This window comes from Streptococcus sp. LQJ-218, from assembly GCF_003428885.1.
Lineage (GTDB): Bacteria > Bacillota > Bacilli > Lactobacillales > Streptococcaceae > Streptococcus.
Genome location: NZ_QQRU01000003.1, coordinates 12,663 through 36,343 on the forward strand (window position 1 = coordinate 12,663; position 23,681 = coordinate 36,343).

Genomic DNA, 23,681 nt, shown 5'->3' on the forward strand with positions numbered 1-23,681 from the left:
GAAAATACGATAATACTCAATGAAAATCAAAGAGCAAACTAGGAAGCTGGCCGTAGCTCACTCAAAACATAGTTTTGAAGTTGTAGATAAAACTGACGAAGTCAGCTCAAAACACTGTTTTGAGGTTGTAGATAAGACTGACAAAGTCAGTAACCATATATCTACGGCAAGGCGAAGCTGACGTGGTTTGAAGAGATTTTCGAAGAGTATAAAAGGTCAATAAATATACTTTTATAGTATAACAAAAAAAAGCCTAAAAGGCTTTGATTTTGTCTAGAAGCTGAGGACTAGTCTTTTCCTTTTAAATGCTGGTCAATGACATCTACAATCTTGCCCATCAAGTAACTAACTCGGAAATTTCTAAAGAGTAAAATAGCCCAAAAGGCTGCCATAATATAGCGACCAGTCATCCAGGCTTCATTGAAAAAATAGGTCTCAGCAGCTGTAAACAGCGCGATAATAATAAATTGTTGTCTATTCATAAACTTATTGTATCATGAAATCTTTCTTTAGTCTTCCTCTACCTTCACTTTATCAGCCAAAAATTCAAATCCTTCTGGAATCAGGCTTTCTTCTACTTCTTTTTCAGTTTGGGAGGATTTGGTTTTAGCTGAAAAGGCTGCGCGAACTTCTTTCCATTCCGCCATGGAAATAGCTAAAATCTCGGGTGAAAAACCTGCTGCCTGACTGAGGATATTGCCAAACATAGTGTTAAGATTGTCCCGTTTCATGGTTTGACCAGCATTGAAGTTAGACTCAAAAGCAAGAATAGCATGGTGTTCATTGGCCGCAACCGGTTGAGATCCGACTAGTAGAGCCTTGTCCGGCCCACCTAGACTTTCAATCACCTCTCCCCAGGCATTTTGTAAACGAATCAAATTTTGACGTGCTAAATCAGGATTTTCAACGGCCTCTTGTAGGATAGATTGCACTTTATTGCGATCCACGCGATAGACCGTCTTGCCTGCTACTGGGCGACTAGGCGCTGGATTAGTTGGCTTAGCTACAGTTCCTACATTTTCGAGTTCTTGTTTGAGACGCGCGACTTCCTGTCTCAGCGCAGATATTTCATGTTCAACTACCCCAGAAAGAGCTGGTTCAGGCTTAATATCTGCCAACCGAATGGTCATCATCTCAGCATAAATTTTGGGCTGCAAACTAGACTTAATATCTGCTAAACTGACTGTCGCCAAGCGAATCATTTCAAACAGATTTTCTTGAGGAAGTGCCAAATTTTCTACAAAGACTGGACTATGATGAGTGTTTTCTCCACCTGTTTGAACAATTAACAAATCTCTTAAATAGTGCAAAAGGTCGGTCACAAAACGAGTCATGCTCTTACCATTTTCAAAGAGAAGATTTAAGCATGCTAGGGCCTTTGGAGCATCCTGTTGAGACAAGGCAGCCACATAATCATCCAAGGCTGATAGGCTAATGGTGCCAGTAATTTCCTCAGAGATGGCATTCGTCAGTTCATTTCCTTGCGTCAAACTCAGGGCTTGATCTAAAATTGACAAGGCGTCTCGCATCCCACCTTCAGCCCGTCTGGCAATGATTTCCACAGCCTCTGGTTCAGAACTGATATTTTCTTTTTCTAAGATATAGCGAATATGTTCCTTAATATCCTGTGTCTTAATCGATTTAAACTCAAAACGTTGCACACGGGATAGAATAGTGGCAGGAATCTTGTGCAATTCAGTAGTTGCCAAAATAAAGACCACATTCTGTGTTGGTTCTTCCAGCGTCTTTAGGAGGGCATTAAAAGCCCCTGTAGACAGCATGTGAACCTCATCTATGATATAAACCTTATAACGAGCAAGGCTAGGCGCATAGGTAGATTTATCACGAATTTCACGGATTTCATCCACCCCGTTATTAGAGGCCGCATCCATTTCAATGACATCTTCTAAACTACCGTCCGTCACTGCTTGACAAATATAACAGTTATTACAAGGTTCCCCACCAACTTGATTTGGACAGTTCATAGCTTTGGCAAAAATCTTGGCTACACTGGTTTTTCCCGTTCCACGTGGACCAGAAAAAAGATAGGCATGACTTATTTTCTCTTGTTCTACTGCTTGTTTAAGAGTTTTAGCCACAACTTCCTGTCCAACCAACTGGGAAAAGTTTTGACTTCTATATTTTCGATAAAGTGCTTGATACATTAGGCTTTCTCCCCAAACATTGTAAAGTCCCATTCTGTCTTTTCAAGCAAAATAGCGACAAATTGTTCCAGATAATCTCGATCCATAGCATCATAATCATCAATTTCTGAAGAATCCAAATCTAGAACTCCAAGTAATTGACCATTCTTTATCATCGGCACAACAATTTCACTTTTAGCACTACTATCACAAGAAATATAGTTGGGATAAATTGTTACATCTCCAACAACAACAGTTTCCTGAAAGTGAGCTGCCTCACCACAAACACCTTTTCCTAGCGCAATACGGATACAAGAAACACCGCCTTGGAAAGGACCTAAAACCAATTCCTTTCCGTCAAACAAATAAAAGCCTGCAAAGACAGTATTGGAAAAGCGTGACTTTAGAAGAGCACTAGCGTTGGAAAGATTAGCCAAAACATTAGTTTCTCCTTCCAATAAAAAAGATAGCTCCTCATTTAACGTTTGATAACGTGATTGTTTTTCTGATTCTAACATAGAACTATTATATCAAAAAAAGACTTACAGACAAAAGAAAAATCCTTTGTTTTGTAAACAAAGGATTTTGTGAATTTTCAATTTGATTAAAGTTCGATATCACCGAACAAGTCAGCCATTGAGAATCCTGTTTGTGTTTCTGGAAGTTCGAAATCACGTCTTTCTTGACGTTTTGGACGACGTGGACGAGCAGCACGTTTTTCTTCTTTTTGTCCTTCTTCTTGAGCTGGACGCTCTTCAAGAGCTTTGATAGAAAGTGATACGCGCTCTGCATCTGCGTTAACATCAAGAACTTTAACTTTGACTTCTTGACCAACTTTAAGAGCTTCTTTTGGATTTTCAATACGTTTGTGTGAAATTTGTGATACGTGAACAAGTCCATCAATACCTGGCAATACTTCAACAAATGCACCGAAGTCAGTCAAACGTTTAACTGTTCCTTCAACTACATCACCTTTAGCTAATTTTTGCTCAACGCCATCCCATGGTCCAGGTGTCGTTGCTTTAAGTGAAAGTGATACACGTCCTTCTTCTTCGTTAAGATCAAGGATTTTCACTTCAATTTCTTCACCAACAGATACAACTGATTTTGGTGAAACATTACGTTCATGTGACAATTCAGTCAAGTGAACCAATCCATCAACACCACCAAGGTCGATGAAAGCACCGAAGCTTGTGATACGAGCAACTTTACCAGTTACTACATCACCAACAGCCAATTTACTGAATACTTCAGCGCGAGCTGCTGCAGTAGCTGCTTCAACAACTTCACGACGTGAAAGGATAAAGCGGTTTTCTTTAGGGTCAACTTCTTTAATTTTAGCATCAAATTCTTGACCTACAAAACGCTCAGTGTTACGTACGAAACGAGTATCCAACATTGAAGCTGGGATAAATCCACGAACACCTTCAAATTCTACTGAAAGTCCACCTTTAACGGCACGAGTTCCTTTAACAGTAACAACTTCTTCTTCACGACCAACAAGTTTGTCCCATGCTTTGCGAGCTTCAAGGCGTTTTTTAGATACAAGGTATGTAACTGTATCAGTATCTTTACCAACTACTTGACGAAGTACAAGAACATCCAATACTTCTCCTACTTTAACAAAGTCATTGATATCTGCATCGCGATCGTTTGTCAATTCGCGAAGAGTCAAGACACCTTCAACACCAGTTCCAGAGATTGCAACGTTAGCTTGAGTCGCATCAACTGTCAATACTTCAGCACTAACAACATCACCAGTCTCAACTTGGCTAACACTATTTAGCAAATCTTCAAATTCGTTCATCTAAAAAATCCTCCAACAATCAAGTTTTTCTTAAACTTGACATACTTATAATTTTTTTCCTAAGCACCCGCAAGAACATGTTCATAACGTTCACGTCTTTCAATTATAAAAATAAAATACCCTAAGATATTTTGCCTTTTATCTTGATCATTACCTAAGAACTGGGGTAGCTGGATTCGAACCAACGCATGAGGGAGTCAAAGTCCCTTGCCTTACCGCTTGGCTATACCCCATTGATGAAATGGAGAGAGAGGGATTCGAACCCCCGAACCCGAAGGAGCGGATTTACAGTCCGCCGCGTTTAGCCTCTTCGCTATCTCTCCTACAATCAACTTGAATCATTATATCATGAAAATTTCAAAAAAACAAGACTTATTTTGCTAAATTATAATTTTCAATCAAAATTTCCACAGCTTTTTCCAATTTTTTATAAAAACTATCGACATTCCCATTCTTTATGATGGCAAATTGTCCATCTAATTCGGCAATTTCCCCGATAACTTTTTTACCAATTGTCAAGGTATAGCCTTCGAAACTGTCTTTTCCTACATTAACCTTGGCATCTGCTACTTGAATTTCGATTTTTTTATCTTTCTTACTCATTTCATACCTCTCTTCACTTTTTCTATTTTACAAGAAAATCCTAAAACTAGCAAGAAAAAACTCTATATCAGGCTTCTCTGATATAGAGTTTTATATAAACAATCTCAATCGATTTAACATAGCTGGTAGTGAGTAAACAAGCATAATTGACTATTCTTTTTAGGTTATTAGTGAGTTGCACCACCTACTAACTGCAAATCCTTATCTTTGTAGTCTACAATAGCTTCAATAGCTACCTCTATGCCTCTTACAATATCACTTAGACTCATTCCTGCAGTATTCGGCTTATTTACTACTTGTTCCATCATATATGGAATATGCATGAAACCTGCTCTCATATTAGGGAATTTTTTATCTACTAAATAAAGAGCTTGGTACATCAAATGATTGCAAACAAAGGTTCCTGCACTGTTGGATACAAATGCCGGAAGTCCCTGTTTTTTGATAGCTTGTACCATCGCTTTGATAGGTAAACTACTAAAATAGGCCGATGCTCCATCAATACGAATCGGTGTATCAATTGGTTGATTGCCTTCGTTATCAGGTATGCGAGCATCATCTTGATTAATAGCCACGCGTTCAGGTGTTAAACCGGTCCTACCGCCTGCTTGTCCAATACAAAGTACAGCATCGGGTTGATATCGTAATATTTCTGCCTCTAAAACTTCTGACGACTTATAAAAAACTGTTGGAATTTCTACCCAGCGAACCTCAGCCCCATTAATCTCAGATGGTAATAATTTTACAGCCTCCAAAGCTGGATTAATCTTTTCACCTCCAAAAGGATTAAAACCTGTAACCAATATTTTCATTTTATTTTCCTTTACTAAAATGCGAGAAAGTACATTAAGAATATGTGAACAACAATCATTACTAGAGCAACACCTGCTTGAGCCTTTATAACGCCATTCTGATCTTTCATATCCATCAATGCTGCTGGTAGAGCGTTAAAATTAGCAGCCATTGGGGTCAGTAAGGTCCCACAATAACCTGCTGTCATGGCAAGAGCACCAGCCATAATTGGATTAGCTCCCAGAGCAAATACAAAGGGAACTCCAACACCTGCTGTAATAACGGTGAATGCTGCAAAAGCATTTCCCATAATCATTGTGAATAGAACCATTCCAAGAACATATGCCAAAACTCCTATAAAGCGACTATCTGAAGGAACAATACCGCTAATTAGATGAGAGATAACATCACCAACACCTGCTACAGTAAAAATAGCTCCCAAAGCCCCTAATAATTGGGGAACAATCCCACTTGTTGAAACTTGCTGAGTCATTCGATTATTTTCTGATAACAGACTCTTAGGGTGACTATTGGTAATCACAAGAACAGAAATCGTAGCAAACAAGGCGGCAATGCTAATCGAAATCTTGCTAAATTCTGGAATCATTTGCGCTAAGACCAACGCAAGTATTGCCATCAGCATAACTGGAATAAAAATTTTATTTTTCAATCTGTTAGATTCAATATTGGCTTTTATTTCATCTAAGGATGGCAAGGTTCCGACACGGACTTGCTTAAACAATGTTAACAGCGATAATAGGATTACAATAATACCAATACTCATATTTGGCATATAGGAACCACCTATAAACGTAATAGACAATAGAGTCCAAAATGCAGATGTTCCAAATCGAACTGGGTTTGTTTTATCTTTATAACTACAATAGGCTGTGTGGAGAAATTGACAACCAATCACAATATAGGTCAACTCTAATAGTTGATTTGCCAACTCTGTCATTTTTGTTCTCCTCCCCTAGTCTTTTCTGATGTCAATTTTTTATCAAATAAATAATTGTAAATCCCCACTACAATAAGTGCTATAACAGCAACAATAATAGATGCAGAAGCAATCCCTGCATAATTGCTTTCATAGCCTAACTGATCTAATGTTCCCCCTATCAATAAGACTCCCCCAGCACCTACAAACGTATTTTGAGCAAAGAAATTTCCAAAATTTTCATTCGCAGCCGCACGCGCTTTTATTGTCTCATCTTCAACCTCTGTTAACTTTCTACCTAATTGAGACTCTGCTGCTGCTTCTCCCATAGGTTGAACCAAAGGTCTGACAAACTGAGGATGTCCTCCTAGACGAATTGAAAAGAAACCAGCTAACTCTCGAATAAAGAAATAAACTGTATAGAAGTTTCCAACTGTCAGACCTTTAATCTTTCGAATCAAATCAATTGATCGTTGCTTGAGTCCAAAGGTTTCTGACAGCCCCACAAGAGGCAAGGTAACCATAAAAATCGTGAGCACTCGCTGATTGCTAAATTCTTTTCCCAAAATCTCCAAAAATTCAACGAGAGAAACACCTGAAACTAAAGCTGTAACCAAACCAGCTAAGACTACTGTTGCAATTGTATCAAATTTTAAAATAAAACCCACAACAATGATTGCTATTCCTATTAGTTTAATCCACTCCATATCAAACTCCTTTACACCCCAAATGACAGTATTTTTAAAATTTTATCAAGAGCAATACCATTCTTTATTTAATATGTTTTTCTAGTTCTTTTTGGTACTTACCATTTGATTCTAATTTGTCTTTTTGCCATTTTTTCAGTGCTTCTTCATATTCTTTTGTTGTAACGATATCTTTTTGCAATTTCATTCCTTTAAAGATATATGGGTCACCCTTAATACCAACTTGTGAGTATGGTTTTGAGAATGGCACTACATTACTTACAACTGGAGAACCACCAGATGAGGCTGTCGGCATCAATAATGAACTATCTGTCAACCAAGCTTGAGCCTTAGCATATTTTTCATAACGCTCTTCAAGATTCGTAGTTTCTGAGTCGGCTTCATCCAATAATTTCTTATACTGGTCTAAACCAAGTTGCGCTACAACATCCTTATCTTTCCCTTTAGTAATACCAAGGTGTTTCATAGCAGAACCTGATTTAGGATCCATGATATTCAAGTAAGATGCTGGGTCTTGATAACTTGGAGCCCATCCTGTACTGTTCAAATCATAGTCTTTTTGAGAAGGAACACGTGCTTGTGAAGTAATTGTTTCCTTTTCATTATCTGTCATCTGAAGAACGTCGATAACAACATTTTCAGCACCAAGAGTTGATTCAATTGACTGTTTGAAAGAATTGCTTTGTTGAACGGCGATGGTATCTGTTTGTTCAACTGGGACATCCAAGTGAATTGGGAAAGTTACTCCTTTAGATTCCAAGTCTTTTTTCGCTTTTTCAAAAGCAGCTTTAGCCTTGTCAGGGTTGTAGATAGAATCCTTACCATCAACTAGCTCCACGTCCTTCCATTGCTCACCATAGTTCACCAACTCTGCTTGAGCGATTTGACCAAAGTTCTTTCCACCTGCTTGCACAAAGTTGTCAGGAACGAGGCTGTTACGAATAATCTTATCCGCACCGTCTTCACCATTTAGCTGGGCAGCATAAGAATGGCGGTTGAAGGCAAAATTGATAGCCTGACGGAAGTCCTTATTAAGCATAGCTTCTTTTGTAGAAGTTTTTTGTTCTTCACTTGTTTTCGCAGTTTTATTGAATGACTGACGATTTACGTTAAAAGTGAAGTAATAGCTACTTGAGTCCTGTGGGCTATAAGTGATTTTATCTCCGTATTGTTCCAAAGTTGAAGCAAAGTTTGAGCTACTTGGGAAGAGGCGGGCTGTCGTATAGGCACCTGAAGAGAAACTACGAATCAAGGATTCTTGATCAGAACCATCGTAGTAAGTCAATTTAATCTTCTCAATTTTTACCTTTTCTTTATCCCAATAATTTGGATTTTTCTCGTATTCAATCAACGATTTAGACGTCAAGGTCTTCAAAATATAGGGACCATTGTAGAGAATTCCTGCTGGAGTAACTGCTCCATAATCTTTACCTGACGCCTTCAAAAACTCTTCATTCACAGGCAACATCGTTGCTGTTGTAACTTTAGAGTTCCAGAAGCTTTCTGGTTTGTTTAGGGTATATTCAACTGTATAATCGTCCAAGGCCTTGACACCAACTGTAGAGAAATCATTGGTCTCACCAGTCATATAAGCATCCAAGCCCTTGATTGAATTTTGGATGAGAGAAACACCGTCTGACTTGCCGTCAGCTACGTGTTTCAATCCTGTTACAAAGTCATGGGCTGTTACTTCTGCATATTCTTCACCTTCTGAAGTGTACCATTTAACCCCTTTACGAAGCTTATAGGTATAAGTCAAACCATCTTTTGAGACAGACCAATCTTCAGCTAAGGAAGGAATAACATTTCCGTATTGGTCGTTTTCCATCAAACCATCTACCACGTTTCCGATAATATCGGTTGTAGATGTACGAGTAGCTATGCTATAGTCCAAAGATGCTGGATCTACTGCATAGACATATGAAAATGTTGTCGGTGCATCTGCTTCTTTATCAGCTTTTCCACAAGCTACTAAAAGAGCTGTTGTACTCAGGACCACTCCTGCTGTTAAGAGCCACTTTTTCGATTTCATAAAAAATCTCCTTTAGTTAATTTTAATCTACTTTTACAATCCAACCTTCTGGCGCTTCAATATCGCCAAACTGAATTCCTGTCAATTCATCATAGAGTTTACGAGTCACAGGACCTACTTCTGTTTCACTATAGAACACATGGAAATCATCACCGTGTTGAATACCTCCAATTGGAGAAATAACCGCTGCGGTACCACAAGCACCTGCCTCTACAAAACGGTCAAGGTTATCAATCGGGACATCCCCCTCAATAGGAGTTAAGCCCAAGCGATGCTCTGCCAAATAAAGCAAAGAATACTTGGTAATAGATGGCAAGATAGATGGACTCAATGGTGTTACAAATTCATTATCAGCTGTAATTCCAAAGAAGTTAGCTGATCCGACTTCTTCAATCTTTGTATGAGTTGATGGGTCTAGATAGATAACATCTGAGAAATGACGTGACTTGGCTATTTTTCCTGGCAAGAGACTTGCAGCATAGTTTCCACCAACCTTAGCCGCACCTGTACCATTTGGCGCTGCACGGTCGTATTCATCCTGAATTAAGAAGTTAGTTGGGACTAAACCACCTTTAAAGTAATTTCCAACTGGCATAGCAAAGATGGTGAAAATGTACTCTTCTGCCGGTTTTACCCCGATAATATCTCCGACTCCAATCAAAAGAGGGCGAAGATATAAGGTTCCACCTGTTCCGTATGGAGGTACATATTCTTCATTGGCACGGACAACTGCCTTACAAGCTTCTACAAACATGTCTGTCGGAACTTGTGGCATCAAGAGACGATCACAGGTACGTTGTAGGCGTTTCGCATTTTCATCAGGACGGAACAGTTGAATACTGCCATCCTTAGTACGATAAGCTTTTAAACCTTCGAATGCTTGTTGACCATAGTGAAGACTTGGAGAAGACTCTGAAATATGCAAGGTTGCATCTTCTGTCAACTCTCCTTGATCCCATTGTCCATTTTTAAAATGAGCAATATAGCGATAAGGTAATTTCATATAGGAAAAACCGAGATTTTCCCAATCAATCGTTACTGTCATATTCCACTCCTTATTCTAAAAACCTATTTCTTTTATTCTACACTTTTTTTCTAAAATAGCAAGTATATTTTGTAATTTTCAGAAAATTTCTTCAATAAAAAAGAACCAGTTCTTAGAACTGATTCTTCATCTCACTTATTTAGCTTCCGTAAATACTTCTTTAAGATAAGCGTCAAAAACTTCTTCATCTGAAATTGTGTCAGAAATGAAGCTTCCGTTACTAGTCCGTTCTGACAGGTTCAAGTCTTGCAATCTGCTTTCATAGATTGTCCCTTTATTGGATTGAACAAGCAGCGTTTGGTCTTTCTCTTTCACTTCTGTCTTGAAGAGATCACCAACAAATCCTTGTTCTGCAACTGCTCCTGCTAAGAAGACACGATGCGGTTTGTTTTTCAACTCACGCAAGACTTGTAATCCTCGTTTGGCACGACTGGTTGCTGGAATGTCCTCACAAGAGACACGCTTCAAGCTTCCACGTTGGGTCAAGAGGTAGAAGGATGAGGTGTTACAGATAAAGGCGGATTGGAGGACATCATCTTCTTTCAAGTTCATAGCCTTGACACCCGCAGCCTTGGCACCGACAACCGGAACCTCTTCGATATTGAAACGAAGGGCATAGCCATTTTGGCTAATCAAGAGAACATCATCTAGTTTGATTGGAGCTACTGCTACAATCTGGTCTGTATCATCTTTGAGCTTAGCATACTTGACAGACTTAGACTTGTAGGTTCGCCATGGAGAGAATTCTTTGCGTTCTACCCGTTTAATGTGACCGAGACGAGTTGCAGCAAAGTAGGTTGTCGCATCATCAAACTCATCTACCACTTCTGCATAAAGGATTTCTTCGTTCGTTTCGAAGTTTGTAATAGTCTGGCTCAAATGCTCACCGATATCCTTCCAGCGAATATCTGCCAATTCATGGATTGGTCGATAAATGATATTTCCAAGAGTAGTGAACATCAAAAGATGCTGGGTTGTTTTAGTAGATTGTACAAAAATCAAACGATCATCATCACGTTTACCAATTTCTTCTAAGGTGGAAGCCGCAAAAGAACGTGGGCTGGTACGTTTGATATAGCCTGCCTTCGTCACGCTGACGTAAGTATCTTCTTCAGCGATAAGGCTAGCAGTATCAATCTCAATCACTTTTGCTGTATCTTCTAACGAACTTAAACGCGAAGTTGCAAACTTCTTCTTAACCTCACGAAGTTCTTTCTTCATAAGATTATACATAGTACGTTCATCACCGATAATCGCCGCCAGCATAGCAATTTTTTCACGAAGTTCTGCTTCCTCTTTCTGCAAGACAACCACATCGGTATTGGTCAAACGGTACAGTTGCAAGGTTACGATAGCCTCAGCCTGCTCTTCCGTAAAATCATAACTGACCTTGAGGTTTTCCTTGGCGTCAGCCTTATTCTCAGAAGCACGGATAAGGGCAATGACTTCATCTAAGATAGAGATGACACGAATCAAACCTTCCACGATATGGAGGCGTTTTTCAGCCTTTTCTTTATCAAAGCGAGAACGTGCTAAGATGACTTCACGACGGTGGGCAATATAGCTAGACAAGATTGGGACAATTCCAACCTGACGAGGTGTGAAATTGTCAATCGCCACCATGTTAAAGTTGTAGTTGATTTGTAGGTCGGTGTACTTAAGTAGATAGTTTAGAACCAGCTCGGTATTGGCGTCTTTCTTAAGTTCAATCGCAATGCGAAGACCATCACGGTCAGACTCATCCCGAACCTCAGCAATTCCAGCCACCTTATTATTGACACGAACATCATCAATTTTCTTGACTAGATTAGCCTTGTTGATTTCATAAGGAATCTCAGTGATAACGATTTGTTCCTTACCACCTTTTAGCTTTTCAATCTCAGTCTTGGAACGGACAACCACGCGCCCCTTACCAGTTTTATAAGCCTTTTTGATCTCATCACGGCCTTGGATAATCCCTCCAGTCGGGAAGTCTGGGCCAGGCAAGAATTCCATGAGCTTTTCCACCTTGGCAGTCGGATGATCAATCATATAGACTGTGGCATCGATAACTTCGGCCAGATTATGCGGAGGAATATCTGTGGCATAACCAGCCGAAATACCAGTCGAGCCATTGACCAAGAGGTTTGGAAATGCTGCTGGCAAGACAGTTGGCTCTTTCTCGGTATCGTCAAAGTTCCAAGCAAAGGGAACTGTCTTTTTTTCGATATCTTGAAGAAGGTAACCGGCAATCTCAGACAATCGTGCCTCCGTATAACGCATTGCCGCAGGCGGATCACCATCCATAGAACCATTGTTACCGTGCATTTCGACTAGAATCTCACGGTTCTTCCAGTCCTGAGACATACGAACCATGGCATCATAGATAGAACTGTCTCCATGTGGGTGGAAATTCCCCATGATATTCCCGACAGACTTGGCCGACTTACGGTAGCTCTTGTCAAAGGTATTGCCATCCTTATTCATCGAATAAAGAATACGACGTTGAACCGGCTTCAATCCATCACGAATATCTGGCAAAGCCCGGTCTTGAATAATGTATTTGGAGTAGCGACCAAAGCGCTCTCCCATAATGTCCTCCAGAGACATATTTTGAATGTTAGACATAGGATACTAAGCCCGTAAAATGAAAAGTGAAAATAGGAAATTCTTGTAGTGAACGATGCTCGCAAGAGAATTTATCTTTTTCACACAGCATTGAGGGCGTGTTCAACTCCTTTCAAAGAATGTAGAGTATGTAATGATAAAAGGATGTAGAAAGGATTAGTCCCATTTTTCAGTTACTATAAGTAACCAAACTACCCTTTCTGTAGTTTAAAGTACTTAAAATTTATTAATTCGGTTAGTATTAAGGAAATTTCACATAGCATTTAGGGCGTGTTCAACCCCTTTCGAAGAATGGAGAGTAAATATTATGGAAAAAGAAAAAATAGAGAGTAAGTGAGTTTCATCTAATTCCTGTATCGTCATTTTCACTTGAAGTGTCTACTTCACAAATCCTCGTTTATACTTGATATGACTGGCGATATTGCTATCTACATCTTTCCTATCCCAAAGTTGGAGTTCCCATGGGTAGTAAAAATTACTTTTATTTTTAAAATAGATATGAATACCGACATAGCCATCTTTATCACGTAAATACCAGTTTTTTAGTCCGTAAATCTCTTGCCAATCATCTAATTTATCCATGACTTGAGCTATCTCTTTGGAACTTAAAATCATACGAGCACCAAAAATATCATTAAGAATAGAATTCACAGGATAGCCCTCTTGACGCTCAGAAAAACGTGTAATTTTATCTAAAATAGACTCAGAAGTTTTGACACGATAAACATAAGCAATATCTTGGACATCCGCTTTCATCAGATAGTCATTAATTGACTCATGTAAATTCAGACGGTAGGCCAAAATCGCTTTAGTCGGAACTTTTGAAAAGGTATGCTTGAGATTGATTTTTTCCACCTTACCCGTTTCAAAATAATCTTTAGAATATTCTAGATGAATACGATTAATCTCTGTAATGAGGCGTTCCACTTTTTCAATCATGAGTCTTCTCCTCTCGCTTTTTCATTTTTCTAGTTATTCCCAAACTTCTTCACTCTTTCCTCAGCATACTCAATCATCTTCTCAGCCACTTCTTTATCGTAGTCAAACCCCATTTTTTGTGCAAGAGATTGAGCCTCTTGGTAGAAAAGTTGCATTGTAGCCAGTAAAGACTGAGTGATTCTCCCTATACTTGAAAAATCAAGGAGAGAGGAGAATGCCTCCCCATTCTCTATAGGTAAAGACTGGAAAAGATACTTGTAATTTTTACCGATGTCAACTGCTCCTCTATCACTTGCTACTTGCCAAGCTAAGACTTTTAGTAGCTCTTGCTGACAAATCCCATAAAGATGGTCGGTCGCGTAGATGAGCTGATTCCGACAAATCCCTTTGACAACGTAGGCCGACACCCACCAAAACTCATTACAGGCTTTTTCAAAATCGGTCTGACTAGCTAGATTCGTCCAGTAGCGCCTCGGACTAGGCGGATAAGATTCAAACAAACCTTTATCATCTTTCAAAACTGTATAATCAGCCTCACTATCCACCCACTCTTGAATTTGTTGTTTTGGACAGAGGGTTAGATCAATTCTATTTCCATCTTCAAAGAGCATGAGGTAGAGACGGCGATGTCCAAGAGTAACCTCTTGCTCAATGAGGCGTTTACCGAACTGGTCCAGCCAAGAAAGGTCATTCGTCAGATTATCAAAGTCGTCTACAACATAGACAACATCGTAATCTTGAAATTCATCTTGTGGTGCTTGTGAATTTGTCCGTGAACCAGACATAACGACGGCCTCGACTTGAAGCGTTTTTGCGGTTTTAAAAATTAAATCAAGTATTTCGGGTTCTGTTCTCATGTTTATCATTTCTTTGTTTATTATAAAAATGAATAAGGGATCTGATAGTAAAATTAAATATTGTCTATAATGTAGGATTTAAAATGTTTTGATAATTCCCACTTATAAAGAATTGATTGATAATAATCTAATTTATTGACTTAAATTAATCCTTGCGACCGTCGCCATTCATCATAGGATTCGATATCAGTATTTACCATTTTCATACACAATCCCATTACAGCCATATCATCAAAGTAGCCTGCTAACGGAATAAAATCTGGAATAATATCAATTGGGGAAAGGAAATAAATAAGTGCGCTTAAAACGGCTAAAATAGTTCCATAAGGAACCGTTGTGTATTTCCTTTGAACATAATGTTTCACTAAGGAAATCATGACTGGGATCATCGAAAATTTCTTTCCCACAAATGGCATATCGTTAATTTTTTGCTCCAAACGATACAAAAAATTATCTAATTCATCTTTATCATTTAATAAAGCTTCAGACTGCCCATATCCACTTTCAAGAGCTTCTTTTACTTGATCTTCAGACAGATTATTTGACATTGTTGTTCTCCTTTTTGGATCTTTTAAAATACTGTTGCTTCTTCCAGCGTAAACTTGACATTGTCCTCAATCCACTTACGTCGTGGTTCGACTTTATCTCCCATGAGGACATTGACGCGGCGTTCCGCGCGAGCTAGGTCTTCGATTGTGACACGGATGAGGGTACGCGTTTCTGGGTTCATAGTTGTTTCCCAGAGCTGGTCCGCATTCATCTCACCAAGCCCCTTGTAGCGTTGGAGGGTAGCGCCTTTACCGAACTGTTTGCGGAGTTCTTCTAATTCTCCGTCCGTCCAAGCGTAAGCCACGTCTTCTTTCTTGCCTTTTCCTTTGGACATCTTGTAAAGAGGTGGAAGGGCGATATAGACATGTCCTGCCTCGACTAGTGGACGCATGTAGCGATAAAAGAAGGTTAAGAGAAGTGTTTGGATGTGAGCACCGTCAGTATCCGCATCGGTCATGATAATGATCTTATCATAGTTAGCATCTTCAAGGGAGAAGTCTGCCCCAACACCCGCGCCAATAGTATAAATCATAGTATTGATTTCCTCATTTTTGAGGATATCTGCCATCTTAGCCTTGGCTGTATTGATCACCTTACCACGAAGAGGCAAAATAGCCTGAAACTTGCGGTCACGACCTTGTTTGGCAGATCCACCGGCAGAATCTCCCTCGACTAGATAGAGTTCATTCTTAGATGGATTCTTAGACTGAGCTGGGGTCAATTTCCCAGACAACAAGCCCTTGTCTTTTTTATTTTTCTTACCATTTCGACTCTCATCACGGGCCTTACGTGCTGCTTCGCGAGCATCACGGGCCTTGATAGCCTTGCGGATGAGGTTCGAAGCCAATTCTCCGTTTTCCATTAGGAAGAAAGTCAACTTATCAGTCACAATTCCATCCACAACTGGGCGAGCTAGTGGACTTCCTAGTTTGTCCTTGGTCTGGCCCTCAAACTGCAAATGTTCTTCAGGAACTAGAATAGAGAGGACAGCCGCTAGCCCCTCACGATAGTCTGACCCTTCAAGATTTTTATCTTTTTCCTTGAGAAGCCCCGTCTTGCGCGCATAGTCATTCATAACCTTGGTAATGGCTGACTTGAGTCCTGTCTCATGCGTTCCACCATCCTTGGTGCGAACGTTATTGACAAAGGACAAGATATTATCTGAAAATCCATCATTGTACTGGAGGGCCACTTCCACTTGGAAACTATTGTCTTCACCTTCAAAGTATAGAACTGGCGTCAAGGTTTCCTTGTCTTCGTTTAGATAAGAAACAAAGTCCTGTACCCCGTTCTCATAATGGAACTCGATTGCTTCATCTGTTCGCTTATCTGTCAAAGACAAGGTCACATTTTTCAGAAGAAATGCTGATTCATTAAGACGCTCTGAGATGGTAGTGTATTTAAAATCTGTCGTAGAAAAAATACTAGCATCAGGCATAAACGTAACCTTGGTACCTGTCTTATACTTGGGTGCTGTACCAATTTTCTTCAGGGTCGTGACAGGCTTGCCCCCATTTTCAAAACGTTGCTTGTAGATTGTACCATCACGGGTAATTTCTACTTCTAACCAGCTAGAAAGGGCATTAACAACGGAAGATCCTACCCCGTGAAGTCCACCTGATGTCTTGTATCCTCCTTGACCAAATTTCCCTCCGGCGTGAAGAATGGTAAAGATAACCTCAACTGTTGGGATTCCCATAGCGTGCATACCTGTCGGCATTCCACGTCCATGGTCTTGAACCGTTAAACTGCCGTCTTTATTGATAATTACATCGATACGATCACCAAATCCAGATAAGGCTTCATCGACTGCATTGTCCACGATTTCCCAAACGAGGTGATGGAGACCAGCACCATCAGTCGATCCGATATACATCCCTGGACGTTTTCGAACCGCATCCAACCCTTCTAGCACCTGAATGGCGTCATCATTATAATTGTTAATATTGATTTCCTTTTTTGACACAAGGAACCTCCTATTCGTTCATCTTTACTATTCTACAGGTTTTCCAAGGATTTTGCAAAATTTTTCTTTCTCCGGTGTGATAATTTCAGAAGAGATTCTCTGCCTTTCTTCTCCATTTCATGATATAATAGGAGTATGATTACAATAGTTTTATTAATCCTAGCCTATCTGCTGGGTTCGATTCCGTCTGGTCTCTGGATTGGACAAGTATTCTTTCAAATCAATCTGCGCGAGCATGGTTCTGGAAATACTGGAACAACCAATACCTTCCGCATTTTAGGTAAGAAAGCGGGCATGGCAACCTTTGTCATTGACTTTTTTAAAGGAACCCTAGCAACGCTTCTTCCGATTATGTTTCATCTGCAAGGCGTTTCGCCCCTCATCTTTGGACTTTTGGCTGTCGTTGGACATACCTTTCCTATCTTTGCAGGATTTAAAGGGGGCAAGGCTGTCGCAACTAGTGCTGGAGTAGTTTTCGGATTTGCGCCTGTCTTCTGCCTCTATCTAGCGATTGTTTTCTTTGGAACTCTTTATCTTGGTAGTATGATTTCACTGTCTAGTGTCACAGCATCTATCGCAGCCGTTATCGGGGTTTTATTCCTTCCACTTTTTGGTTTTATCCTAAACAGCTATGACCCTCTCTTCATTTTGATTATCCTAGCACTTGCTAGCTTGATTATCATTCGCCATAAGGACAATATCGCTCGTATCAAAAATAAAACCGAAAATTTGGTCCCTTGGGGATTGAACTTGACCCACCAACATCCTAAAAAATAAAACGCCAGTTCTGTACTGACGTTTTTTTGTATGCTTATTTTGATTTGATGTAGTTGATACCGTCTGCCTTAGGCGCAACTGCTTTTCCAAAGAAGGCTGCTAAGACAAGAATAGTCAAAACATAAGGAGCGATTTGAAGATAAACCGTAGGCACTCCTTGTAGGAACGGCAATTGAGAACCGATAACAGCCAAACTTTGTGAAAGTCCAAAGAAGAGGCTAGATAGCATGGCTCCGATTGGATTCCATTTTCCGAAGATCATCGCAGCAAGGGCGATAAAGCCAGGTCCAACAATAGTTGTCACTGAGAAGTTAACTGAGATGGATTGAGCATAAATCGCTCCGCCAATTCCACCTAGGAAACCTGAAATAATAACTCCTAAATATCTCATCTTGTAGACATTGATTCCCAAGGTATCCGCTGCTTGAGGATGTTCACCGACAGAGCGGAGACGAAGACCAAAGCGAGTCTTAAAGAGAATAAACCAAGCAAGAAATGAGAAGGCAATGGCCAGATAACCAAGTAGACTAGTTGACTTGAAGAAGATATCACCGATAACAGGGATATTAGCTAAAATAGGGAAATCAAAACGTCCAAATGTTTGCGTTAAGTTATCCGTTTGTCCCTTGTTATAAAGTACTTTCACCAAGAAAACAGCCAAGGCTGGTGCCATCAAGTTCAATACCGTACCGCTGACAACATGGTCTGCACGGAAATGAACTGTAGCCACTGCGTGAATGAGCGAGAAGATAGCTCCGACTAATCCTCCAACTAGTAGAGCTAACCAAGGAGTTGACGCTCCTAAATCTTGTGCAAATTCAAGGTTAAAGACAACTCCAGAAAAAGCACCCATAACCATAATTCCTTCAAGGCCTACGTTTACCACACCACCACGTTCAGAGAAAACTCCTCCGATACTTGTAAAGATGAGAGGTGCTGAGTAAATCAGCATAGAAGACACCAAGAGGGTGAGCAAGGTTGTAATAGACATCTTTACTTACCTCCTTTAACTTGTTTTTTGGGTTTGACAAAGCGTTCGATAAGGTAATGAACACTGACAAAGAAGATAATGGACGCTGTTACAATGCTGACAAGCTCAGACGGAACTTGAGCTGCGTTCATACCCGGCGCACCAACTTGGAGAACACCAAATAGGAAGGCTGCAAAGAGAATACCAATTGGTGAGTTGGCCGCAAGCAGGCTAACCGCCATCCCGTTAAATCCGATAGCTAATGACGATCCTTGAACATAGACGTTCTGGAAGGTTCCCAGACCTTCAACAGCTCCACCAAGGCCTGCCAAGGCACCTGAAATAATCATTGAGAGGATAATTGTTCGTTTTGCAGAAATACCAGCGTATTCTGAAGCATGTGGATTAAGACCAACTGCACGGATTTCAAAACCAAGGGTTGTTTTCTTGAGCATGAACCAAATGACTGCAACGGCAATGATGGCAAAGAAAATACCGATATTCATCCGCGAATTACCAGTCAACTCAGACAACCAAGGTGTCTGGTAGGTTGCATTAGCCCCAACACGAATGGTCGAATCTGTACTTTGCATGAAGTCTTTAGGGAAAGCATGGATAAAGGCATTTCCTACATACAAAACAATGTAGTTCATCATGATGGTTACGATAACCTCTGACGTCCCTAGATAGGCTCTCAGAATACCTGGAATCGCACCGACAATCCCACCAGCAATCAAGGCAATCGCGATGGTTGCTAGAATCATCAAGGGACGTGGCATATCTGGATGCGACAGGGCAAACCAACCACTGAGAATCCAACCTGCCAAAGCCTGACCAGGAAGTCCGACGTTAAAGAAACCAGCGCGACTGGCAACGGCAAAACCAAGACCAATCAAGATTAGAGGTCCCATAGCACGGAAGATTTCCCCAATCCCGCGTAGACTACCAAAAGCTGTATAGAACAATTCTTCGTAGCCCCAAATAGCGTCATAACCGAAGATCCACATGACAATAGCTCCGAGTAAAATTCCTAGGAAGACAGAAATCAAGGGAACCGAAATTTGTTGTAATTTTTTAGACATCACTCTTCTCCTTTCCCAAGTTTCCACCAGCCATCAAGACACCAAGTTCTTGTTTATTGGTTGTTTCTGGTGACACAATACCTTGAATCTTACCATCATGGATAACGGCAATACGGTCTGAGACGTTTAAAATCTCATCTAATTCAAAGCTGACAACAAGGACAGCCTTACCATTATCACGCTCTTCAATCAAGCGTTTGTGGATATATTCAATGGCACCGACATCCAACCCACGAGTTGGCTGGCTGACGATAAGGAGATCAGGATCTCGATCAATTTCACGAGCAATAATTGCTTTTTGTTGATTCCCTCCTGAGAGTGCCGCTGCAGGAACCAATTCACTGGCAGCACGAACATCAAATTCTTCCATTAGCTTTTTAGCATAAGAAGTAATATTTGAATAGTTCAAAATTCCATTTTTACTATGTGGTTCTTTGTAGTAGGTTTGAAGAGCAATATTTTCAGAAATCATCATTTCCAAAATTAAACCATCACGGTGACGGTCTTCTGGAACGTGCCCAACACTCAACTCTGTAATCTGACGTGGGTGCAAGCCTACAATTGAATCTCCTTTTAGTTCAATGCTACCAGATTCTACCTTGCGAAGACCTGTGATAGCTTGAATCAGTTCAGACTGACCATTCCCATCAATCCCTGCAATCCCAACAATCTCTCCAGCACGAACATCCAAGGACAGATTTTTCACAGCTGGGACACCGCGGTTTTCATTGACCACTAAGTCCTTGATAGACAAGACCACTTCTTTTGGCTGAGAAGCTTGTTTCTCTGTTTTAAAGGAAACAGAACGACCCACCATCATTTCTGCTAAATCAGCATTGGTAGCCCCTGCAATTTCGACGGTTTCAATTGATTTCCCACGACGGATAACTGTAACTCGGTCAGAAACTGCGCGAATCTCATCCAACTTGTGGGTAATCAAGATAATTGATTTTCCTTCTTTGACAAGATTTTTCAAAATAGTCATCAATTCATCAATTTCTGATGGAGTCAAGACAGCCGTCGGTTCGTCAAAGATCAGGATATCAGCCCCCCGATAAAGGGTTTTTAAAATTTCTACACGTTGTTGGGCCCCAACTGAGATGTCTGCCACCTTAGCAGAAGGATCAACAGCTAAGCCATAACGTTCAGAAAGAGCCTTGATTTCTTTGATAGCTCCAGCGATATCTAATACACCATTTTTAGTTAATTCACTACCTAAAATAATGTTTTCAGCCACTGTGAAAGCATCTACCAACATAAAATGTTGATGAACCATTCCGATTCCCAAGCTAGCTGCTTTAGATGGTGAGTCGAGATTGACAACTTGGCCGTTGACCACAATTTCACCACTGGTTGGTTCAAGAAGCCCTGCTAACATGTTCATTAGCGTGGACTTCCCAGCCCCATTTTCTCCTAAAAGTGCATGAATTTCACCTTTTCGTAAGTGTAAGTTGATTTTGTCGTTGGCAACAAATTCACCAAACACCTTGGTAATATCACGCATCTCAATGACATTTTCGTGTGCCATGTGCTCTTCCTTTCAGAGTCTTATTTTATTTCAATAAAACTTGCTAGTTTCTCTAGTAGCAAGCTTTACTGAGACAAAATGACTTTGTCTCAACTCTTAAAAAAGCGGCCCTTGGCCGCTTCCTAAGAAATGACTTCCATCCATTATTTTTCAGGAATTTTTACGCTTCCATCAAGGATTTTAGCTTTAGCATCCTCAACAGCTTTTTTACCTTCTTCTGAAAGGTTTGTTACTGCCAAGTCAACCCCTTTATCTTTCAATGAATAAACGATCACTTGACCGCCAGGGAATTCACCTTTTTCTGTCTTGTTAGCAATATCTTTTACAGTTGTACCGACTTGTTTCAAAGTAGATACAAGAACAAAGTTTGATTCTTTACCATCTTTAGAAGTGTATTTACCTTCTGCTTCTTGGTCACGGTCAACACCAATAACCCAAACTTTTTCATTTTCAGGACGGCTTTCGTTGAGTGATTTTGCTTCTGCAAAGACACCAGCACCTGTACCACCAGCTACTTGGTAAACAATATCTGCACCAGCTGCGTATTGCGCTGCTGCAATTGTTTTACCTTTAGCGGCATCACCGAATGAACCAGCGTAGTCAACTTGTACTTTGATAGATGGGTCTACTGACGCAACACCTGCCTTGAAACCAGCTTCAAAACGAGAGATAACTTCTGACTCCTGCCCACCTACAAAACCAACTTGTTTTGTCTTAGTTGTTTTAGCTGCAGCTACACCTGCAAGGTAACCTGACTCATTATCAGCAAAAGTTACGCTAACAACATTCTTTTGGTCTTTAATCACATCATCAATCAAGACATAGTTGATGTCAGTATGCTCTTTTGCTGCTTCTTCAACCGCATTGTGAAGAGCAAAACCAACACCGAAGATTAGGTTGTAACTTCCAGCCGCTTGTTGCAAGTTGTTAGCATAGTCAGCTTCACTTGTTGATTGGAAGTAAGTGAAACCTTTATCTTTTGAAAGATTATGTTCTTTACCCCAGTCTTGCAAACCTTCCCAAGCTGATTGGTTGAATGATTTGTCATCAACACCACCAGTATCAGTTACGATTGCTGCTTTTGTTTTCACATCAGAAGATGAAGCTGCGTTACGAGAAGAGCGATTACCACATGCAGCAAGTCCAACTGCTGCCACTGCAACTAGACCAAGGCCTAGCCATTGTTTCTTGTTCATTACTGAACCTCCTAAATAAGATGTGCAACGATGTTGCAAGTATGGATTGGTTGGTCACAAGGACCGTGCCACTCAGAGAGTGACTCAGACTAGTTTAAGTCTGTAAAAGAGTATGGAAGTAATTCCCCGACCGTCATCTCGACCGTCGATTTATCTTTTGCGACTAAGGTCACTTTTAGATCTTGTTCAAAAAATTCAGCCATCACTTGGCGACAAGCACCACATGGCGAGATTGGTTGTTCAGTCTGTCCATAGACAATCAATTCTGAAAACTCTCTTTGACCTTCGGAAACTGCTTTAAAAATCGCTGTGCGTTCTCCACAGTTGGTCAAAGAATAACTAGCATTCTCGATATTGACACCTGTATAAATACTACCATCTTTTGCGACTAGAACAGCTCCGACTGGAAAATGAGAATAGGGCACATAGGCATTCTTGCTGGTTTCAATTGCTAGTTCAATCAACTCAGTAGTCGCCATCTGCCAATTCTCCTTTTAAAATGGCTACCCCAGATGAAGTTCCGATACGGGTCGCACCTGCTTCTACAAAGGCAAGAGCATCTGCATAAGAACGAGCTCCACCTGCAGCCTTGACACCCATTTTAGGCCCAACTGTTTCACGCATTAATCTAACATCTGCTACCGTCGCACCACCAGTTGAAAAGCCAGTAGATGTTTTCACAAAATCAGCTCCAGCTTTTTGGGCTAATTGGCAAGCCACAACTTTTTCTTGGTCTGTTAGAAGGCAAGCTTCAATAATGACTTTCACTAACTTATCACCACTTGCTTCCACTACTGCTCGAATATCCGACTCAACCAAGGCTACATTGCCTGATTTGAGAGCCCCAACATTGATCACCATATCAATCTCATCGGCACCATTTTGGATAGCTTCTTTTGCTTCAAAAGCTTTCACAGAGGAAGTTGTTGCTCCCAAAGGGAAACCTACTACTGTGCAGACCTTTACATCTGTGCCTTCAAGTCCTTTTTTAGCATGTTCAACCCAGGTCGGATTAACGCAAACACTGGCAAAATCATACTCTTTAGCTTCAGATAACAAACAATCAATTTGATTTTCTGTCGCATCTTGTTTCAAAAGCGTATGATCAATATATTTATTTAATTTCATATTCGGATTCTCCTG

Annotated in this window: 22 protein-coding genes and 2 tRNA genes; 1 reads left to right on the forward strand and 23 read right to left on the reverse strand. The window is 40.4% G+C overall.

The genetic code is table 11. From position 1 onward, the window contains the following. Positions 1-287: 287 nt before the first annotated feature. From D2908_RS02985 to parE, 17 genes are all read right to left on the reverse strand, one after another. Complete coding sequence (locus D2908_RS02985) at positions 288-482, reverse strand: DUF3272 domain-containing protein (protein ID WP_001081602.1); 195 nt, start codon at positions 480-482, stop codon at positions 288-290. 27 nt (positions 483-509) lie between these two features. Continuing rightward, positions 510-2,165, reverse strand: a complete 1,656-nt coding sequence (gene dnaX, locus D2908_RS02990) for a DNA polymerase III subunit gamma/tau (protein ID WP_117304765.1) — start codon at positions 2,163-2,165, stop codon at positions 510-512. Next, positions 2,165-2,662, reverse strand: coding sequence for a GAF domain-containing protein (locus tag D2908_RS02995; RefSeq protein WP_117304766.1), 498 nt, complete (start codon positions 2,660-2,662; stop codon positions 2,165-2,167). The genes dnaX and D2908_RS02995 overlap by 1 nt, the downstream gene beginning before the upstream one ends. 86 nt (positions 2,663-2,748) lie before the next feature. Further along, positions 2,749-3,951 carry a 30S ribosomal protein S1 gene (gene rpsA, locus D2908_RS03000; protein WP_117304768.1) on the reverse strand — a complete coding sequence of 401 codons (1,203 nt, stop codon included), beginning with the start codon at positions 3,949-3,951 and terminating at the stop codon, positions 2,749-2,751. A gap of 161 nt (positions 3,952-4,112) precedes the next feature. Next, a tRNA-Gln gene (locus D2908_RS03005) sits at positions 4,113-4,184 on the reverse strand. A gap of 9 nt (positions 4,185-4,193) precedes the next feature. Beyond that, positions 4,194-4,274 (reverse strand) — tRNA-Tyr (locus tag D2908_RS03010). 49 nt (positions 4,275-4,323) lie between these two features. Beyond that, positions 4,324-4,554, reverse strand: a complete 231-nt coding sequence (locus tag D2908_RS03015; RefSeq protein ID WP_000037113.1) for a DUF2969 domain-containing protein — start codon at positions 4,552-4,554, stop codon at positions 4,324-4,326. A gap of 167 nt (positions 4,555-4,721) precedes the next feature. Next, on the reverse strand, positions 4,722-5,366 hold the full coding sequence (gene pcp / locus D2908_RS03020; protein ID WP_117304770.1) for a pyroglutamyl-peptidase I: 645 nt from the start codon (positions 5,364-5,366) through the stop codon (positions 4,722-4,724). A gap of 14 nt (positions 5,367-5,380) precedes the next feature. Continuing rightward, positions 5,381-6,304 (reverse strand): DUF979 domain-containing protein, encoded by a 924-nt coding sequence (locus tag D2908_RS03025; RefSeq protein WP_117304771.1) that lies wholly within the window; start codon positions 6,302-6,304, stop codon positions 5,381-5,383. Continuing rightward, positions 6,301-6,990 (reverse strand): DUF969 domain-containing protein, encoded by a 690-nt coding sequence (locus D2908_RS03030; RefSeq protein ID WP_117304773.1) that lies wholly within the window; start codon positions 6,988-6,990, stop codon positions 6,301-6,303. Before D2908_RS03030 ends, D2908_RS03025 begins: the two co-directional genes overlap by 4 nt. A 64-nt stretch (positions 6,991-7,054) precedes the next feature. Beyond that, positions 7,055-9,022 carry a peptide ABC transporter substrate-binding protein gene (locus tag D2908_RS03035; RefSeq protein WP_117304775.1) on the reverse strand — a complete coding sequence of 656 codons (1,968 nt, stop codon included), beginning with the start codon at positions 9,020-9,022 and terminating at the stop codon, positions 7,055-7,057. A gap of 22 nt (positions 9,023-9,044) precedes the next feature. Beyond that, positions 9,045-10,067, reverse strand: coding sequence for a branched-chain amino acid aminotransferase (locus D2908_RS03040; RefSeq protein ID WP_117304777.1), 1,023 nt, complete (start codon positions 10,065-10,067; stop codon positions 9,045-9,047). Between the two features lie 135 nt (positions 10,068-10,202). Then, positions 10,203-12,674, reverse strand: coding sequence for a DNA topoisomerase IV subunit A (gene parC, locus D2908_RS03045; protein WP_117304778.1), 2,472 nt, complete (start codon positions 12,672-12,674; stop codon positions 10,203-10,205). A 378-nt stretch (positions 12,675-13,052) separates the two neighbouring features. Next, entirely contained in the window at positions 13,053-13,613 is a 561-nt protein-coding gene (locus D2908_RS03050) for a GTP pyrophosphokinase (RefSeq protein ID WP_117304780.1), read from the reverse strand. Between the two features lie 29 nt (positions 13,614-13,642). Continuing rightward, on the reverse strand, positions 13,643-14,470 hold the full coding sequence (locus D2908_RS03055; protein WP_117304782.1) for an aminoglycoside 6-adenylyltransferase: 828 nt from the start codon (positions 14,468-14,470) through the stop codon (positions 13,643-13,645). A gap of 140 nt (positions 14,471-14,610) precedes the next feature. Next, positions 14,611-15,018: a YkvA family protein gene (locus D2908_RS03060; RefSeq protein WP_117304783.1), complete on the reverse strand. Its 408-nt coding sequence runs from the start codon at positions 15,016-15,018 to the stop codon at positions 14,611-14,613. 23 nt (positions 15,019-15,041) lie between these two features. Then, positions 15,042-16,985: a DNA topoisomerase IV subunit B gene (parE, locus tag D2908_RS03065; protein WP_117304785.1), complete on the reverse strand. Its 1,944-nt coding sequence runs from the start codon at positions 16,983-16,985 to the stop codon at positions 15,042-15,044. 135 nt (positions 16,986-17,120) lie between these two features. On the opposite strand from parE, the gene plsY reads away from it, so the two are divergent. Next, positions 17,121-17,762, forward strand: coding sequence for a glycerol-3-phosphate 1-O-acyltransferase PlsY (plsY, locus tag D2908_RS03070; protein ID WP_117304787.1), 642 nt, complete (start codon positions 17,121-17,123; stop codon positions 17,760-17,762). Between the two features lie 34 nt (positions 17,763-17,796). On the opposite strand, the gene D2908_RS03075 is transcribed toward plsY, so the two are convergent. The 6 genes from D2908_RS03075 to deoC all read right to left on the reverse strand — a co-directional run bounded on the left by D2908_RS03075 (position 17,797) and on the right by deoC (position 23,666). Next, positions 17,797-18,753, reverse strand: coding sequence for an ABC transporter permease (locus D2908_RS03075; RefSeq protein WP_117304788.1), 957 nt, complete (start codon positions 18,751-18,753; stop codon positions 17,797-17,799). Between the two features lie 2 nt (positions 18,754-18,755). Continuing rightward, positions 18,756-19,814, reverse strand: coding sequence for an ABC transporter permease (locus tag D2908_RS03080; RefSeq protein WP_117304790.1), 1,059 nt, complete (start codon positions 19,812-19,814; stop codon positions 18,756-18,758). Next, positions 19,807-21,342: an ABC transporter ATP-binding protein gene (locus tag D2908_RS03085; RefSeq protein ID WP_117304792.1), complete on the reverse strand. Its 1,536-nt coding sequence runs from the start codon at positions 21,340-21,342 to the stop codon at positions 19,807-19,809. The genes D2908_RS03080 and D2908_RS03085 overlap by 8 nt, the downstream gene beginning before the upstream one ends. 143 nt (positions 21,343-21,485) lie before the next feature. After that, the gene (locus tag D2908_RS03090; protein WP_117304793.1) at positions 21,486-22,538 is read right to left on the reverse strand and encodes a BMP family protein; all 1,053 of its coding nucleotides are present in this window, start codon (positions 22,536-22,538) and stop codon (positions 21,486-21,488) included. 89 nt (positions 22,539-22,627) lie between these two features. Then, positions 22,628-23,017 (reverse strand): cytidine deaminase, encoded by a 390-nt coding sequence (locus D2908_RS03095; protein WP_117304795.1) that lies wholly within the window; start codon positions 23,015-23,017, stop codon positions 22,628-22,630. After that, positions 23,004-23,666, reverse strand: a complete 663-nt coding sequence (gene deoC / locus D2908_RS03100) for a deoxyribose-phosphate aldolase (protein ID WP_117304797.1) — start codon at positions 23,664-23,666, stop codon at positions 23,004-23,006. Before deoC ends, D2908_RS03095 begins: the two co-directional genes overlap by 14 nt. Positions 23,667-23,681: the final 15 nt, after the last annotated feature.